Origin of the sequence: Paenibacillus sp. FSL H7-0940 (assembly GCF_037979415.1) — a bacterium.
Lineage (GTDB): Bacteria > Bacillota > Bacilli > Paenibacillales > Paenibacillaceae > Paenibacillus > Paenibacillus amylolyticus.
This window is the reverse complement of sequence record NZ_CP150280.1, coordinates 3032163-3049402: the sequence shown is the minus strand read 5'-3', so window position 1 is coordinate 3049402 and position 17240 is coordinate 3032163. Positions and strand designations below refer to the sequence as shown.

Genomic DNA, 17240 nt, shown 5'->3' with positions numbered 1-17240 from the left:
GGAGGTGGCTCATAATGTTGACGGTTCATGATTCTAAGCAAAAGGTAGTCACGTTGCAAACAAAGGAACTTTTTTTCCTGGCTGGTATTCTCGGTTCAGACCGACTGCTTGGTGTGGAAGATCCGTTTCGCGGCTATATGGCGGAGGATATCGCGATGGAGTGGGAGCGTGTCAAAACCTCTCTGCTTGACAAAGGATATCTGATTCGGGATCAGGATACCGATGAGCTGATCATGACACCGACCGTTTTCTCCAGGGTAGCCATTGCCGGATTGTCCGACAGAGCTTGTTGGATTCGCTACACGATCAACGGCAAGTCGTATGAGAGTTATATCCATTGCACGGATGAGCGGGTCGTTGAAGTTTCCCGTGTTGACGACGTACCGGACTCGTTCCGGCTCAGCGATCTGGGAAGTGTTCGTGAAGCCATTGATGTTCTGATAGAGCGGATGAAATGGAGCGGCCATTCTCCTGCGGAGAAACCGGCCCTAATGTGCTCCAAGAAAAAATTTTATGATGTCATGAATGAGCTCGAAAACAGCGGAGTACAGACCGTAGCAGCGGAACTCGAACAGGAGACAAGTGATCCTGAGGGCTCACTTGCACTGGCACGCTGTCTGGTGGGTAAGGAGTCAGACGGGGAGCTTAGGTTGCTTGTATGGAATGAAGACGGGTGGAAGTCGCAGTCGGCAGCATTTGCTGCAAGTGCGGTATCCAACTGGTTGTTCCGGATGAGCACTGCGGCTTCAGATGATTGGCTTGTTGCAGCACTAACGACTAGAGAACAGTTTCACGAGATGCTGCTGGACTGGCTTAAACAGCCTGCAGGGGAAGAGGAAAGGTGATGGTAAATGCGCATTCGTGTGGAACCGGATGTGCTTCGGGCACTGAGCAAGCAGATTCAGTATGCAGCGGAGCAAATACAGCAAAAGATGACAGTGTTGGATCAGGCGATTCATTCGCTGGAGTGGGAGGTTGAATCCCGCGCAGCGGTGATGAATGAATGGAATCACAGTAAACGACTGGGCGAGGATGCGCTGCGTCGATTAATGGACTTAAGCGTACAGCTGGGACGCAAAGCGTTGTTATTCCAGCAGGCAGACATGGAGTATCGTTCCGTGCTGAGTCATGTGAACACAGCCTATGGTAATGCGGTCAATATGCTGAATGTTCTTCAGAACAATCGTACAGGAGAAATCATGCCTGCACATTCTGCAACTGTAGCTGTAGTATCCGATCCCCTTTCCGCAATGGCGGCCGTATATCGTGTACAGGATGCCGCTCCGCCTGATGGCTCCCCGGCTACACTGGTGCAGGCTATGCAGCCTGAGCCTGTAGCATGGAGATTCACAGATCCTTCCTTTCGGGGAAGAAGAGGGACCGAGCCTGTTGTTTCCTGAACAGGGTGAATAAAAGTAACAGCAGAAAGTGAATATTTTTTTGTAAATAGGCTGTTAGGAGAAGTTTCAAGTGCTGAAAATGGGGTAAATAGGATTAGGTCCTTCGGCTTTTGTCCGATCGATCCTGGTATAGTACAATTTGAACAAGTAAAAATTTAATTGCACAAACCAAGGAGGAATTTACAAATGGCAGGACGTATTTTAGTTACCCCAGAGCAGCTTGATCAGGTTTCCAACCAATTTAAACAAAGCGGTGAGCAAAGTCAGCAAATCGTATCTACATTGACTCAATCCATCACAAGCATGGAAGGACAATGGGAAGGTATGACAAAGCAACGCTTCTTCCAAGAGTTCCAAGAAGCTAGCAAACAAATGCAATCATTCGTTCAAACGCTGAACAGCATCAGCGCTGAACTTACAGCTATTGCTAACAAATTCCGTACAGCTGACCAAGCTCGTTAATCTGCTTTACATAGATCAGGCCGATGTGAAGTCTGAATTCGTCCTGAATTATAGGTGGATAGCAAGCTGAAGATGTACAACTACAGCAAAAACCGGGCGTTTTCACAACACCCGGTTTTTGTTGCAACTATGACACTAGGACAGAGAGAGGGATAAGCATGTCTTTTCAACCAAATCCCGGGGATGAAGTGGTGATTAACGACATTGCCTATACGATTGGGCAACATCCGGCTGCGCCGGGTCTGGCTTATGCCCAAGCCGGAAGGCAGGGGATTGTTTATCAGTTGTTACCCCGAAATGGTTCCATTCATGGGGCTAAAGCACTAAAAGTATTTTTTCCTAAATTCCGTATTCCGGCTATGGTATATCAGTCTGAACATATGGAGTCTTATAGTGAACTGCCAGGTTTGCAGGTATGCAAGCGTGATGTGCTCACTCCGGAAAGAAACGGAGCGCTCATTGGAAAACATCCCGATCTGTTATATGCGGTGTTGATGCCATGGGTGCAAGGTCAGACCTGGTTCGATGTGATCAGTGATCAGAGACAGTTGACGGCTGAGGAGAGCCTGAAGCTGGCCAGAGCGCTTGCTGGAACTGGTTCGGCTATGGAACAACGTGGACTGGCTCATTGCGATATGTCCGCTCCCAATGTAATGATTCCGTTTTTTTCCGAAGTGGAGAACCTGGGGAAGACGTCTGCGGTAGAACTTGTGGATGTCGAGCAGATGTACGGTTCCAAGATGGATCGTCCGGATGCCCTGCTTGCCGGGTCACCCGGTTATGCAGCCCATCGAACAGTGCACAGTGGTTTGTGGAGTTCATATGCTGACCGATTTGCCGGAGCGGTTATCATTGCTGAAATGTTAAGCTGGTCCGACCCAGTGATTGTAGAGAAAGCGTGGGGCGAAAGTTATTTTGACCAGCATGAAATGCAAACGGTGAGTGAACGGTATTATGCCATGCGGGAGTCCCTTGAGAAGCGTTGGGGTTCCAAACTGTCCGATCTGTTCATTCGAGCTTGGGAAAGTCACGATCTGAGCAGTTGTCCGACGTTTGGTGAGTGGTATGTTGCATTGGCTGCGGTAGACGTGGATCAGGCCAATGCAGCGGCTGCTGTGACAGCGGAAGAAGAAGCTGCCAATTCGTCCGAAGCTGATGTGAATCTGAAAAAGAGCTCAGAACCAGTAAGTGAACCGGTGAATACGCAAGACGGGAACCGTCCTCAAACGCCGCACTCTCCCGATCAGGAAGCGGTTGTGAACCGTCTGTTCCTGCAAGCAAGAGCCCTGGAGGATGAAGATAAACCGGCTGCAGCACTGGAAGTGTACCGCTCGCTTTATCATTTTATTCCTCATAACAGCGCGATGCAGATGGAAGTCGAGGCTGCAATTAAGGAACTGGATGCAAAGCTTAATCCAAAAGAAGACACAGACAAACCTGTACCTGTGCCATTCTACAGATCCAAAAAGTTCATGATTTCCTCCGCTGTGCTTATTGTATTGCTGGCAGGTGGCGTGCCAACGGTCAAAATACTCGCCGATCAGGCAGAGGTGAAACAGAAAGAACAGCAGGAAGCCACACGACTGGCAGATATCAAAGCTGCGGAAGAGGCTGAAGCAGCAAAGGCAGCTGCGCTCAAACAGCAGGAAGAACAAGAGAAACAAAAGGCCGCAGATGCTGCAAAACTGGACGCGGAGGAAAAGAAAAAACTTGCTGAAGCCAAGCAGAAGGCAGCTGAAGCAAAGAAAAAAGAAGAAGAACGTAAGGCGTTACAGGCCAAGTACGACAAACAGGCGAAATATGAGGCCTTTCTGGTGAAGCAGGAACAGCAGAAGAAAGAAGCGGCTAAGAGAGCGGAGCAGGAAAAATACGATAAACAGGCGAAATATGAAGCTTATCTGGTCTGGAAAAAAGAGAATGATGCCAAGCTTGCAAAACAGGAAGCGGAGCGTAAAGCGGCAGCTGAAGTTAAACGTCAACAGGAGATTGCTCAGAAAGCAGCTCTGAAGAAAAAACGTGCCCAGAATGTGGTCACGCTGATTGCTCATTACAATAAAACGTATAACGCGCAAAAAGGCAGAAAAATTGAAAATGCGGAATCGTATGCCCGTGATTTCAAAAATCTTTACAATACCGATGCTTCCTATTTCAAAGGTGTTGGCAAAGTAGCCGCTCGAATGAGTGCCATTAACAAATTTCTGAGCAACAACAGTTACAAGTTGCCCAACTTATAAATTAATGTGAATGATGGAGGTGACTCACCCTAGATGAACTACACGATTCAAGCATCACAGCGTACACCTGCACTTATTATATATTTAATTGATATTAGCGCCTCCATGAACATGGTTCTGGAAAATCGTCGACGGATTGACGTCGTCTATGATGCCTTATCTCTCGCGATTCGCCAAATGGTGTTTCGGTCTACCAAGGGAAATCGTCTGACACCTCGCTATCGTATAGCCATATTGGCTTACAGCGATGATGTATATGACTTGTTGAACGGAATCAAAGGAATTGATGAGATCGCTGCCGTTGGTTCTTTGCCTGACCTGACTCCGAGACGGTTTTCAGATTCTGCGAAGGCTTTCCTGCAGGCGGAAAAGATTCTACAGGCCGAAATTCCAAATATGCAGGACTGTCCTGCGCCACTTGTATGCCACATGACCGATGGGGTAGCCACAGGTGAAGATCCCGAGCCTATCGCGAAAAGAATCATGGGTATGAGTGTACCTGACGGCAATGTGCTGGTGGAGAATATTTTTATATCGGATCATTTGCTTGAAGGACCAATTGCTGAACCTAGAAGATGGAAGGGAATCTCTTCGGAAACGAATCTACAGGATGAGCATGGAGAGAAGCTGCGGAATATGTCATCCATCCTGCCCGAAAGTTATCGGGAAATGCTTGTTGAAGCTGATTATTTGCTTGCACCCGGTGCACTCATGATGCTGCCAGGTACATGTGCAGAATTGGTATCAATCGGGTTCCAGATGTCCGCTGCTACGCCTGTGAGATAGGAGGGGAATCATGAGAGCGATGCGTTTGGCAACATTGTCTGCTGGAGATAAGGGGGGCCATGCCGAGCAACGGCATGGCAACTTTCGCTATGTGAGTGTACAGACCGGGGAACAGCCGCTAACTCGCTATCAAGGCACATTCAAGTGCAGATATGGTTATGGCAGAGCGGCTGAGACGGTACATCAGGGAGATACCGGACAGGACTTTGCTGCGGTACGTATGAAAGGGAATATCTGCAATTTTGTTTTGTGTGATGGCGTAGGCATGAGTTACCTGGGCGATTTTGCAGCGCGTTTTCTAGGGAATGCTTTGCTGGATTGGTTGGAAACGACGCAACACACAACGGTAGAGGGTGTTGAGCGTCTTCTCCATGATCTTACCCTTCCCGCATCGGAGCAATTGGAGAAATTACAGCCACTGGAAAGTTCCCCTTTGTTGCTGCGTGAAGTATTGATGGAAAAGCGAAGTCGGGGCAGTCAGGCCATGTATGTCTGTGGGCGGATTGAGCTCACGGGAGGCGGCCGCAAAAGTCGGGTGTGGCTTGCGTGGCAAGGAGATTCCCGTATTCGCCTGTGGCGTAATGGTCAGGAACAGTCTGAATTATTTCAGACTCACTGCAAGACAAATGAGCGTTGGTCTACCCTTGAAGGACCTGTTGGTGGTAAGCCGCACATCTGCGAGATGAAAGGGTCCGCAGGAGATTCACTGCGTCTTCAGTTATATACGGATGGACTGAACGACCTGGATGCCATTCAAGCCTATGTCCCGGATGAACACATTCAGGTATTGCTGGATGCGACACATACCGGCGGTCTTGAAGATGATGCCGCTTTCATTGAGCTGGAATGGTGAGTGCGGGATATCAAGTTGTGGATCGATCCTGATGAAGCTGTGACAGCGGCGAAGATCAACTGTGAAAAAACTTGTTGGTGTTGATTTAAAAGACACTCTTTTTGGGTAATCTTGTGAAGAATTGATTTTAAGTACGTGTTCAAAAGCGGACTTTTTGAACAACCTCTTTAACGATGAGCTTGAACGTACATTCTTACATAATTGCTAAATCAAAGGAGTGGAATGGATAATGACACAACATAACGGCAAGTCACGGTTCCAGGGTAAGGTTGCGATTATTACCGGAGCAGGGTCCGGGATTGGGAAAGCCACTGCGGTCAAGCTGGCTAAAGAGGGTGCACATGTTGCATTGTTTGATCTGGTGAATGATCGGATCTCGGAAACGGAAGCAGAGATTAATGCGCTGCACCCCGGTGCGGCAAGAGCATTTGATGTAGACATTTCCGACCCGGCACGTGTGGAAAAGGCTGTACTGGAAACCGTTGAGTTATTCGGCGGTTTGGATATTGTTTTTGCCAATGCGGGCATTAACGGTGTATCGGCACCGATTGAGGAAATTCAGGTTGAAGATTGGCAACAGATTATTACAACCAACCTGAATGGTACGTTTTTCACAATTAAATATGCATTGCCTCACGTGAAAAAACGGGGTGGCGGCAGTATTATCATCACGAGTTCGATTAATGGCAATCAACGCTTCTCAAGCTTTGGCATGTCGGCATACAGCACGTCCAAGGCAGGACAGGTTGCTTTTGCCAAGATGGCTGCGCTTGAGCTGGCGAAGTTCAAGATACGTGTAAACGTGATCTGCCCAGGAGCGATTGCGACAAATATCGATCAAAGTACGGTTAAAACGGATGATCTACAGCAGATCATTATTCCGATGGAGTTCCCGGAAGGACAGCAACCACTTGCGGACGGGCCGGGTCAACCGGAACATGTTGCCGATCTGGTAAGTTTCCTCGCATCGTCCGAATCCAGACATATTACCGGAGCAGAAATCGTCATTGATGGTGCCGAGTCATTGCTCAGCTAAGGGAGCATTCTGGATAAATTTCATTTTTACTAAGGCGTGTCTTAGGGTGTGTCTGCGATAGTCGTTCCTCTGGAACGGCTTTTTTTGTTATAATGCTAACATTCGAATAGAGATACTGAAGAGCAGTAGGGTACATTCATTAGGAGCGATTATATGCATATAGAGTTACCGATACAAGAGGTTATTCCTGAGTTAAGACAGTTATTTCGGGATCAAGATACAGGTGTGTTAATTGCAGAGCCAGGAGCGGGAAAAACGACTGTTGTACCGCTGGCTTTGATGGAGGAGCCGTGGGTTGCGGGACGGAAAATCATTATGCTGGAACCCCGAAGGCTGGCTGCGCGTTCGGCTGCATCGAGACTGGCGGCTACGCTAGGGGAAAAGGCGGGCCAGACTGTAGGATATCGTGTACGCATGGATACCCGGGTGAGTCAGGCGACACGTATTGAAGTTGTGACGGAAGGTGTATTGACCCGGATGTTGCAGCAGGACCAGGGTCTTGAGGATACGGCGATGATTATATTTGATGAATTCCATGAGCGTCACTTACACGGAGACTTAGGCTTGGCTCTGGCATTGGAATCGCGAGCGATGTTACGCCCGGATCTGAAACTGCTGGTGATGTCGGCAACCCTTGATCCTGTTCCAGTGTGTACACTGTTGGGAGAAGGAACGAGATCAATTCACTGTCCGGGCCGCACGTTTCCGGTGGAAACACGATATGTGCCAAGACCGGCAGCTATGCAGCTGGAACAATTCACGGCTCAGACGGTGACCAAGGCATTAGTTGAACAGGAGGGAGACGTGCTTGTTTTTCTTCCTGGTGCAAGAGAGATACACCGTACAGAGCGAGAGTTATTAAACGGTTCTCTTCCTGGACATGTGAAAGTTCATTCTCTGTATGGCAGTATGTCGATGGAACAACAGGATGAGGTCATACGCCCGGCGGCTGAGGGTTGGCGCAAGGTCGTATTGTCCACGTCCATTGCGGAATCCAGTCTTACGCTGGCTGGCGTTAAAGTTGTGGTGGACGCAGGGCTGAGTCGTGCATCGGCATTTTCGCCGCGCACGGGTATGAGCCGGCTTGTCACCCTGCCGGTGTCCAAGGCGTCAGCCGATCAACGGCGGGGTCGTGCAGGGCGAATTGCCCCGGGGGTGTGTTACCGGCTATGGAGCGAAGAGGTTCATGGGGGACTGCCTGAGGCAGCTCGCCCGGAGATCACCTCCGCGGATCTTGCGCCGCTGGCGCTGGAGCTTGCCGTCTGGGGTGTCCAGTCCCCAGCAGAGCTGCAATGGCTGGACACCCCGCCTGACGCCGCCTACGGCCAGGCACAGGCGCTGCTGCGCCAGCTGGGCGGCCTGGACGACGCAGGCCGCATCACGCCCTTCGGGCGGCGGATGAACACGCTTGGCGTGCATCCGCGACTGGCCAGCATGCTGCTCCGCGCAGCGGAGCTTGGGCTGGCCAGCTACGCCAGCATGCTGGCGGCACTGCTGCAGGAGCCTGCCGGCCTCCGCAGCAGTGGCAGTGCAGGCGCGGGCACGGACCTCCGCCCGCGCGTAGAGGCGCTGCTGACCGCTGACAGCAGCGGCATGCCGCAAGCGGCAGCGGCTGTCGCAGACGGCCCGGCCGTGCGGCGCATGCTCCAGGAGAGCCGCCACTGGGCGCTCGGCGCTCGGCCCGGCGGCCGATCCGGTAAGGCCGGATGAGGACAGCCTGCGGATTGCTGCTGTCCTTCGCCTATCCGGACCGGATCGGGCAACGCCGGGAGGACGGCCGCTATCTGCTGAGCAGCGGCCGCGGCGTACGGCTCGCAGCGACAGAATCGCTGAGCCGTGCAGCGTATCTGGTCGCAGCCGAGGCAGACGACCAGGGCGCAGATGCGCGCATCCTGCTGGCTGCGCCGTTGCAGGAGCAGACATTGGTGCAGGCAGGTCAGCACTTGCTGCACAATGAAGTGCAAGTGGCCTGGGATTCCAACACTCGCAGCGTGCGCGCACATAAGAGACTTCGTATTGGAGCCCTTGTGATTAAAGAGAGCAGTATTGCACAGCCACCTGAAGATCAGGTGCTGGAAGCACTGTTAAACGGGATACGGATGGAAGGGCTGGATTGTCTGCCCTGGACAAAAACGTCCAGACAACTTGCGGACAGGCTACGGTTCCTGCATCTCCATTTACCTGAGTGGCCTGACCTGATCGAAGATGATCTGACCGAAGAGTTGGCAGAACATCTTACCCCTTATCTGACAGGCATGCGATCGGCAGCCGACCTGAAGAGATTGTCAATGCAGGATGTATTACTGGGTGGATTGAGCCTGGGCGCAACGACAACAACTGGACGATGAAGCGCCGACGCATATACAGGTGCCCAGTGGCTCACGTATTCCTGTGGACTACAGTCGTCCAGAGGACCCGGCGCTGGCAGTAAGATTACAGGAGATGTTTGGACAACAGGAGACACCGCGTATAGCGGGTGGGCGAGTCCCGTTGACCATCCACTTGTTATCGCCAGGCTCAGCGACCTGTACAGGTTACACGAGACTTGGCCAATTTCTGGCGAGAGACGTACTTTGACGTCAAAAAAGATCTGAAAGGTCGTTATCCGAAGCACTACTGGCCGGATAATCCACTTGAAGCGGTCGCCACAAATCGAGCCAAACCACGGGGCAAATAGATGAATTATTTCGTTTTTCAAATATCAACGATTTGGTTCCCAAAGGGCGCGTATCAGGGTTAGACTCTGCTGAACAACAGTCAGTTTTGTAGCTGATCGAATCATTCTCTGTCTTAAAGAATCACCCTTTAACCAGGACTTGTCTCCAAACTCGCTAACGTGCATCTTCTACTATCTTTTCGCTCCATGTTACGTCACTTTGCCTTTTCGTCCCATGCTGCGTCACTTTCCCTTGACGTGCCCCGGCACGTCTGCTAAAAACTTCCGGCATGGAAGGAGAATTCGGCAAAATCTGCTTCTTTAGAGGTTGAAGGCACAACCCAGAGCGTATCTTCAACCTGCCGAAGCCAAAGCGTAACTGGAACGTGCCTGGAGCAGAAAATGGGGCTGAACATGGAGCAGAGCGCTAGCTATGATGAACGTAACCGCAAAAAATAGCCCTCCATATTGCTGCACATCGTAGGTTAAAATGGACAGTAAGAAGACCACCATTTCAGAGCTACACAGCAAAGGAGAGCTATCCCTATGAAGTCTACCACAAAATTCATTGGTTTAGATGTATCCAAAGAAAAAATTTCTGTCGCTATTGCTGACGAGGGTAAAGACAAGCCGCGGTATTACGGTACCATTGCTCATGCGCCTGCTGCCTTACGCAAACTCATCAAAGAGTTGGGTCCGGCAAGCTCCCTCTCGTTTTGTTATGAGGCCGGTCCTACAGGATACGAAACCTACCGCTGGATCGAATCCATGGGGGCCCATTGTGTCGTCATTGCCCCTTCACTCATCCCCAAACGCTCCGGCGATCACGTGAAAACCGATCGACGGGATGCCGAGCAACTGGCACGTCTGTTCCGTGCAGGCGAGCTTACGCCGATTTACGTTCCAGCACGTGAAGATGAGGCGCTTCGTGAATTGGTTCGGGCACGCGAATCGGCAAAAGAAGATGCTCACCGGGCTCGTCAACGCGTGCTCAAATTTTTATTGCGTCACCAGATCCATCCGCCTGAACAAATCAAACGTCGCTGGACGAAAAAATATCGCGTATGGCTTGGACAACTGACCTTCCCGAATGCGCCTATGCAGATTGCGTTTACGGAGTACCTTCATGCCATGGACGAGATCGAGCAACGCATCGGTCGACTGGAAAAAGCCTTGATTGAAGAGGCAGCGACCAGTTCCAAAGCCGATTTGATTCAGATTTTACAGTCTCTGCGTGGCATTGGATTTCTCACGGCCGTCACGCTTGCTGCGGAGATCGGTTCCTTTGCCCGGTTCCGTTCTCCTGCTCAGGCTCATGGCTTACTTGGGCCTGGTTCCGCGTGAGCATTCGTCTGGAGTCCGTACCCAACGAGGCTCGCTCACCAAAGCGGGAAATGGACGATTGCGTCGCACCTTGATTGAATCGGCATGGAGTTACCGCCATCGGCCTGCGATTAAAGGGGACTTGGCCCGCCGTTTGGAAGGTCTGCCTGCGGACATAAAGGCTCATTTCATGGAAAGCCCAGGAACGGCTGCACCGAAAATTCCGCCGTTTAGTTTATGGATTAAACAAACACAAAAATGTCGCGGTCACCGCGGTGGCCAGGGAACTGACCGGGTTCATTTGGGCGGTCGCCCGAACGTTGGAGCTACCGAACGCTCAGTAATCTGTTATTCATCTTGAAGAGACGGATGGTTTAAAAGGAAAAAGGGGAAAACTCCGGAGCCTTAGGCCCGGGAGTTCATGGAAGGTTCAGGAGAGAATGTACGAGGTTCGTTTGCACTAGGCTTTTAATGGGCTGAACGTGCGTGGCTAGCTTGTAAAAGCTCTCCTTGACGAAGGCATACCATGTGGTAACCAACCCACGGATAGCAGCGTGCCAACCGTCGCTCGCATATGGACTCCCGCGCTTAGGGCTTCGGGGAAAAGCAGCTTTTTGTGATGGACTTGACAAAAACGTTCATAGCAACGAACCTGTGACGTCTTATTCAGCGATTTGAAGCGCCCGCAGTAATCTAAGGAATCTGAAACACGCTATATTTGAATAACCAGCCGTTTACAACGGGTTTGTCAGGTGATTTTGGTAAATAACGTGTCTCATGTTCCTTACAAAATAAAATGAAGACCCGAAGGCTAAATAAGACGTCCTCGGTTCCTTAGAAAATCGTCTGGGACAATCCGCCAGGATCAGCCAGTCTGGACTTCAAGATATTCTGGACGCCGACGTCCTTCCACGTAAGAGTATGCCTGACAACGTATCACATACCTGAGTTTGAAGGCACACCTTGATGAGGATTAATAAGGAATGAACTTCAGCAATTTTTTACTATCAACACATAGTATATTGACTTGCAAACGTTTAAAAGAAACTTAGGCGGGTAATAACATAGCGAACCACTCAATAATATGAGGAGGGATTCACTATGCAGAAGAAAATCGTAGGTGTGTTTAATACAGAACGTGAAGCATCGCAGGCTATCGAGGGTTTGAAAGCACAAGGATTCACTTCAGACGAAATCTCCGTTGTTACACAGGATCGGGATGAACTGAAGGCAATTCGGGAAGAGACAGGTACCAAAGCCCCTGAAGGCGTGGCTGCTGGTGCAGCAACAGGTGGTGTACTTGGTGGTGTAGCCGGTCTGCTCGCAGGTATCGGTGCACTAGCCATACCCGGCATAGGACCGATTCTGGCCGCAGGCCCTATCGCAGCAGCATTTACCGGTGCGGGCACTGTGGGCGCAGGAGCCTGGCGGATTGGTGGGTGGACTTGTGGGTCTTGGTATTCCGGAAGAGGACGCTAAACAGTATGAGGAGTATGTACAGAATGGTAAAATCCTGTTGCTCGTAGATTCTACGGATCGGGACTCCGATGTGTACGATGTGTTCAGTGGCAACAGCCAGCTTAACCGAGACAGAGCCGAAGCAGGCTCATCGCGGAGATGTGCCAGCCGAACGTCCGGATCTGGATATGGAAGAACGCAGATTGGAAGCCCAAAACAAGGCAGCGCGATTCGGTAACAATACATTCCTGTAAACTTGCCGCGAATTTAATCGATATGAAATAAAACCCAATGACTTATTATCTGTAAAATGGAATGACATATATGATCCACCAGATGGTCATTAGCCGGTTTCCTTAAGGGAAGCCGGCTTTTGTCCCTGTGTTGCATATGGGTGGGTGTCAATAATGTCGGATGGTGTTTTTACCCAGTCAAGCAGGGAATAACAATACATATAACAGTACAGCCAAAGCGAGTCCAATCACCAGTAGCATCATGGTAAGAAACCGGATTAATCCGGTCGATGCCTGAAACGTCTGTTCATTGATTTGTGTACGCTTCCGATGATACGCTGCTGCCGAATACACAATGATGGATATGCCGGCAATCAGAGAAGTGATACCCGTAATAATCGCCGCAATATGTGCAAGCCGATCATACGCCGACGAGTTGAAACCAAATCCGGCAGCAAGAAATCCGATGCCCGCCATGGCAATACCGGTGCGTACCCAGGCCAGAAAAGTTCGCTCGTTAGCCAGATGTTGCTGGACATACTTGGAATCGGTAGTGGTTACGTCTTTGTCTGTTAAAGAAATGTGAATCAACTCCGTTCATTAAATCTACGGCTTCATTTTCATTATATCTCTTATCGTAAAACCAAGAAAGGATGGCTGAATGTATGCCTCGCAAAGAACGAATTACAGAAATAGAGAGCTTAAGGGGAATCGCCTTTGGAGCGGTGGTTCTCCAGCATTCCATCGCACATTACTCATTAGTCCCGGAAACGAGACTGGAGGATGGCGTGTTACTGGCCATACTGCTGATGCTCTCCAAATTTGCAGTTCCTTTATTCATATTCATAACAGGTATGGTGCTCTTCTATAACACGGGAGACAAGCTGCATTACGGCAAGTTTATGAGAAAAAGAGTAACCGACGTGATCGTGCCTTACCTGATCTGGTCACTCATTTATTTTACACTTACACCGCGGGGCTGGACCGGATTTGGATGGAATGACATCCCAGACCTAGGCCTGAAGTTGCTTACGGGCAAAACGACTTCACACTTTTGGTACATCATTATGTTAATTCAGTTTTATCTGTTATTTCCGCTCTTCTTGCGAGCCATTCGTTATGTATATAACCGATATGAGGCCAAGGGGCGCTTGATCGCATTATTGATTTCTGGTGTGGTGTATCTTGTACTTGCGGATCAATTAAGAAACATCGCCAAGTTCATGGAACGGGTGAATATCCCGGTGCTGACAGATGCTTTTACAACGTATGCAGACCGTAATTTCCTTTATTTCTTTATTTATTTTGTACTTGGTGCAGCAGCGGGGTTATCCGTCCAGCACTGGAATGAATGGATTCATCGATTGCGCTGGATATACTGGACAGTGTTTATTGTTCTGGGTCTGCGGTTTACTTATTTATTAATGCTGGAGTTTCAAAAGCCGGAGGGAATCAAAATTACGTTCTACACAGTCAGCTTGATCCGCCCTGATATGGCACTCTTTCTGATCGCTTCCATTATGGTCATGTACCAGCCTGGCCGGAAAACTTCACAACCTCAGGGCTACACGATTGCTGGGATGGATTGGTGGTGTATCGTATGGCGGTTATCTGATGCATATGTTGATGCTGCGGTATAGCTACATTCCGGATGAGTTGTTTTACGTTGCTATGGGTTGGAACCCTGTCGTCCGAATGATCATCACCTGGTTGTTGGCTCTTACATTATCCTGTGTAGTGACATGGCTTATCTCGCGTGTAAGCTGGGGCAAATGGATTGTGGGAGCCGTACCGAAATCTGTCCGCAATAAATGAAAACATCAACATATGAAAAATTCATAATAGATCATCACAGGCTGTACAGGAGTATAAGGGAGTAGAGTATACGGACACAAGATACAGGAGCACAGGTATTACAGCTTTTGCACAGACTTTCTTGTCATTAAAATTCGATCTCACGACTCCCTGAGCCCTGAAATAAACAAACTTTCGAATCAATTTCATAACTCACTAAAAATGGATTTCTGTAACTGGATATAGACAAATTGAACCGTTTCGATCTATATCCAGCCTTGATTGAAGCAGCTAAAGGTATTATGAAATTGATTCTTTTGAATATAAATTAAAATTTCATTACATGAAAAATTCACAACAGAAAACCTTTTTCCGTGCTTCCCCCAGGCTAACGCGTATTCACACGATTTCTTGCTCTCCCTCCTTGAAGATGGATAAAAGGGAGGCAAAGCGGAGAAAGATGGCAGAACCCGAACATAAGTTTTATAATACTAGATATATAGGTTCTGACAGGAGGGGAATGAACGTGGCTTTTATGATTGCACAGCGGGCATTTATCAAGCTGTATCTGATTACGATGGTTGAACAGCACAGGGGGTATGGTTACGAGATGCTGGAGGCGATGAAGCAGGAATTCAAAGACTACGGTTATGTACCACCCAGAGCGAGGTATATCGGGCACTGCATGAATTGGTACAGCAAGGTGTTTTTTATCGCACGAAAAAGCTTAAAGGTAATGATCCAAAGGTCGATTTTCAGGAAATCGTTTTATATCATTTCACGGATGATGGTGCGGAAAAAGCTGAGTTATACAAGAAACAGGTCAAAACGGACCTGGATCGTTGTCTCGGCATGTTACACAAGGCAGAAGAGGACAATTACGGTACGAAAGGAAGATGAGCATGAATAGACAGTTACAGTGGGGGGTACTTGGTACGTCAACCATTGCCAAAAATGCAGTCATTCCGGCGATTCAGCAGTCTGAACGTGGTGAGGTGTTGGCGATTGCCAGCCGCAGCAAAGAAAAAGCGGAAACCCTTGCCGAAGAACTCGGTATTGCCAGATCGTATGGCAGTTATGAAGAGGCTCATCGCTGATCCGGACATTGAAGCCGTCTATATTCCTTTGCCTAACCATATGCACAAAGAATGGACCATCAAAGCGGCACAGGCTGGCAAACACGTGTTGTGTGAGAAACCGGCTGCCTTGAATGCAGATGAATCGGCAGAAATGATCGAGGTATGTCATCAGCATGGTGTTCTTTTTGCAGAAGCGATTATGTATCGATATCATCCCAAGCACAGACGTGTGCAAGAGATTATAGCTAGTGGAGAGATTGGCATCGTCAGAGCCATCCATGGTAATTTTACCTGTAATACCGCTGATGACAAGGAGAATGTAAGGTTCAAAAGAGAGATGGGCGGCGGATCATTATTCGATCTTGGCGTGTATCCGATCTCGGCGGCCCGGATGTATCTGGGACAGGAACCGGAAGCGGTGACAGTTCACGCTCTATTCTCGGACGAGCATGATGGCGTGGATATGATGGCGTCGGGACTGGTAGAGTTTCCGAATTCGGTAGCTTTAACTTTTGACTGTGGCATGTGGGCTTCAGGTCGAGCGGAGATGGAGATTCTCGGGACGGAAGGGCGGATTGAACTGCCAAAAGTATTTGGCTGGGAGAACAGCGATATTCCACCTCAGATTATTGTGCACACCGATTCGGTCAGCCGTGAGGAACGTGTATCCGTGTCGAATTCCTATGTGCTTCAGGTGGAGACGTTTGCAACGGCTGTGCTTGAAGGAGAGGCCTTACCTTTCAGTCCGGAAAATACCATTCAAAACATGCGCGTTATTGATGCGTGCCTGGAATCGGCTCGAACTCGTCAACGTGTGCAATTGATCGGTTAGATTAGGTCAGGTCAGTTTAAACATACTAGAAAAGTAGACTCCATCTTCAGGGATGAGAGTCTTGTTTTCTGTCTTAAAATGTTACCATTATAATATTTTACAAATTCAACGTCTTTATTTGATATTTCTACCAAAATGATGTGATATAAATAGTCATGAGATGACTTGTTTACTATAATCTAGCAGAACATACAACTAGACCATTACAGCTTGCAGAACGCATATCGTGACAACGTTCATCTACTTTGAGGGATCGGGAGGCCGGATTGATGAAAAAATTGATATCCACCGCATTACTGGCATTGTTGTTAACGTTTGTTTTCCTCACAGGTTCACAGTTCACTCCAGTCGCACAGCAGAAGGCATCTGCTGCAACATGTACCATCATCAATACGTTTACAGGTGTAGCAAATTATTTGAGTGCAAATGGAACGTTGCCATGTAACTTTATTACCAAATCACAGGCAACAGGACTTGGCTGGGTAGCGTCAAAAGGAAACTTGGCTGTAGTTGCTCCTGGGAAAAGCATCGGTGGGGATACATTTGGCAATCGGGAGGGGCTTCTGCCTTCGGCCAGCGGACGTACATGGCGCGAAGCGGATATTAACTATACTTCCGGCTTCCGTAATTCGGATCGAATTGTGTACTCCAATGATGGACTCATCTACAAAACGACAGATCACTATGCATCATTTACACGTTTGAAGTAGAGGAAGGAGCAGCCATGAATACCGTGATTCTGGATGGAGAAGGCTTTACGAGTAGCGCTGAACTTCATCAACAATTAAAGGACAAGCTGAAGCTACCGGATTTTTATGGCGGTAATCTTGATGCATTGTGGGATTGTTTGACGGGTACGATTGAACTTCCACTTGAGCTAAAATGGACCAACTACCAAATCAGCGAAGAACGCCTGGGGAATGAAGCAAACCGGGTACGTGATTTGATGTTGGAGGTACAGGCTGAACAGGCTGGATTTCAATTGCTTGTTGAGAAGTAGGCAGCAAATAAAGACAGTTCAAATACAATACGTCCAGCCGAGCAGACCACATGTGGTCTGTTTTTTTTGTGTTATAGGAGGTTGTTCAAAAAGG

The 17240-nt window shown here is 49.0% G+C and carries 16 protein-coding genes and 4 pseudogenes; 19 read left to right on the top strand and 1 reads right to left on the bottom strand.

The window, feature by feature from the left end:
* Window positions 1–14 precede the first annotated feature (14 nt).
* From MHB71_RS13265 to MHB71_RS13205, 13 genes and pseudogenes are all read left to right on the top strand, one after another.
* Window positions 15–845, top strand: coding sequence for a hypothetical protein (locus tag MHB71_RS13265; protein ID WP_047842537.1), 831 nt, complete (start codon window positions 15–17; stop codon window positions 843–845).
* Window positions 846–851: 6 nt separating this feature from the next.
* Window positions 852–1400 (top strand): WXG100 family type VII secretion target, encoded by a 549-nt coding sequence (locus MHB71_RS13260; RefSeq protein ID WP_017689072.1) that lies wholly within the window; start codon window positions 852–854, stop codon window positions 1398–1400.
* Window positions 1401–1586: 186 nt separating this feature from the next.
* On the top strand, window positions 1587–1862 hold the full coding sequence (locus tag MHB71_RS13255) for a WXG100 family type VII secretion target (RefSeq protein ID WP_017689071.1): 276 nt from the start codon (window positions 1587–1589) through the stop codon (window positions 1860–1862).
* 158 nt (window positions 1863–2020) lie between these two features.
* A complete protein-coding gene (locus MHB71_RS13250; protein ID WP_282321819.1) occupies window positions 2021–4096 on the top strand; it encodes a hypothetical protein in 2076 nt (691 codons plus the stop codon).
* Between the two features lie 33 nt (window positions 4097–4129).
* The gene (locus MHB71_RS13245; RefSeq protein WP_127543696.1) at window positions 4130–4882 is read left to right on the top strand and encodes a vWA domain-containing protein; all 753 of its coding nucleotides are present in this window, start codon (window positions 4130–4132) and stop codon (window positions 4880–4882) included.
* Between the two features lie 10 nt (window positions 4883–4892).
* The gene (locus MHB71_RS13240; protein WP_036609194.1) at window positions 4893–5735 is read left to right on the top strand and encodes a protein phosphatase 2C domain-containing protein; all 843 of its coding nucleotides are present in this window, start codon (window positions 4893–4895) and stop codon (window positions 5733–5735) included.
* A 229-nt stretch (window positions 5736–5964) separates the two neighbouring features.
* Window positions 5965–6771: an SDR family NAD(P)-dependent oxidoreductase gene (locus MHB71_RS13235; RefSeq protein ID WP_017689067.1), complete on the top strand. Its 807-nt coding sequence runs from the start codon at window positions 5965–5967 to the stop codon at window positions 6769–6771.
* A gap of 153 nt (window positions 6772–6924) precedes the next feature.
* Window positions 6925–8481 (top strand): ATP-dependent helicase HrpB, encoded by a 1557-nt coding sequence (gene hrpB / locus MHB71_RS13230; protein WP_340029879.1) that lies wholly within the window; start codon window positions 6925–6927, stop codon window positions 8479–8481.
* 14 nt (window positions 8482–8495) lie between these two features.
* Window positions 8496–9119 (top strand): hypothetical protein, encoded by a 624-nt coding sequence (locus MHB71_RS13225; protein WP_340029876.1) that lies wholly within the window; start codon window positions 8496–8498, stop codon window positions 9117–9119.
* Window positions 9120–9138: 19 nt separating this feature from the next.
* Window positions 9139–9348 (top strand): annotated as a pseudogene (locus tag MHB71_RS13220) (ATP-dependent helicase C-terminal domain-containing protein); the annotation flags it as partial.
* Window positions 9349–9973: 625 nt separating this feature from the next.
* Window positions 9974–10771, top strand: coding sequence for an IS110 family transposase (locus tag MHB71_RS13215; RefSeq protein WP_340029647.1), 798 nt, complete (start codon window positions 9974–9976; stop codon window positions 10769–10771).
* A complete protein-coding gene (locus MHB71_RS13210; RefSeq protein WP_340029875.1) occupies window positions 10713–11111 on the top strand; it encodes a transposase in 399 nt (132 codons plus the stop codon). The genes MHB71_RS13215 and MHB71_RS13210 overlap by 59 nt, the downstream gene beginning before the upstream one ends.
* A gap of 740 nt (window positions 11112–11851) precedes the next feature.
* Window positions 11852–12344: pseudogene (locus MHB71_RS13205) on the top strand (general stress protein); the annotation flags it as partial.
* Window positions 12345–12639: 295 nt separating this feature from the next.
* Here the strand turns inward: MHB71_RS13205 and MHB71_RS13200 are convergent.
* Complete coding sequence (locus tag MHB71_RS13200) at window positions 12640–13032, bottom strand: DUF202 domain-containing protein (protein WP_340029874.1); 393 nt, start codon at window positions 13030–13032, stop codon at window positions 12640–12642.
* Between the two features lie 74 nt (window positions 13033–13106).
* On the opposite strand from MHB71_RS13200, the gene MHB71_RS13195 reads away from it, so the two are divergent.
* From MHB71_RS13195 to MHB71_RS13170, 6 genes and pseudogenes are all read left to right on the top strand, one after another.
* Entirely contained in the window at window positions 13107–14081 is a 975-nt protein-coding gene (locus MHB71_RS13195; RefSeq protein ID WP_340029873.1) for an acyltransferase, read from the top strand.
* On the top strand, window positions 14056–14256 hold the full coding sequence (locus MHB71_RS13190) for a hypothetical protein (protein WP_340029872.1): 201 nt from the start codon (window positions 14056–14058) through the stop codon (window positions 14254–14256). The genes MHB71_RS13195 and MHB71_RS13190 overlap by 26 nt, the downstream gene beginning before the upstream one ends.
* Window positions 14257–14761: 505 nt before the next feature.
* Window positions 14762–15135 (top strand): annotated as a pseudogene (locus tag MHB71_RS13185) (helix-turn-helix transcriptional regulator).
* Between the two features lie 2 nt (window positions 15136–15137).
* Window positions 15138–16146 (top strand): annotated as a pseudogene (locus MHB71_RS13180) (Gfo/Idh/MocA family oxidoreductase).
* A 269-nt stretch (window positions 16147–16415) separates the two neighbouring features.
* Window positions 16416–16856 carry a ribonuclease gene (locus tag MHB71_RS13175; protein WP_036609184.1) on the top strand — a complete coding sequence of 147 codons (441 nt, stop codon included), beginning with the start codon at window positions 16416–16418 and terminating at the stop codon, window positions 16854–16856.
* A gap of 14 nt (window positions 16857–16870) precedes the next feature.
* Window positions 16871–17146, top strand: a complete 276-nt coding sequence (locus MHB71_RS13170) for a barstar family protein (RefSeq protein WP_076249770.1) — start codon at window positions 16871–16873, stop codon at window positions 17144–17146.
* Window positions 17147–17240 lie beyond the last annotated feature (94 nt).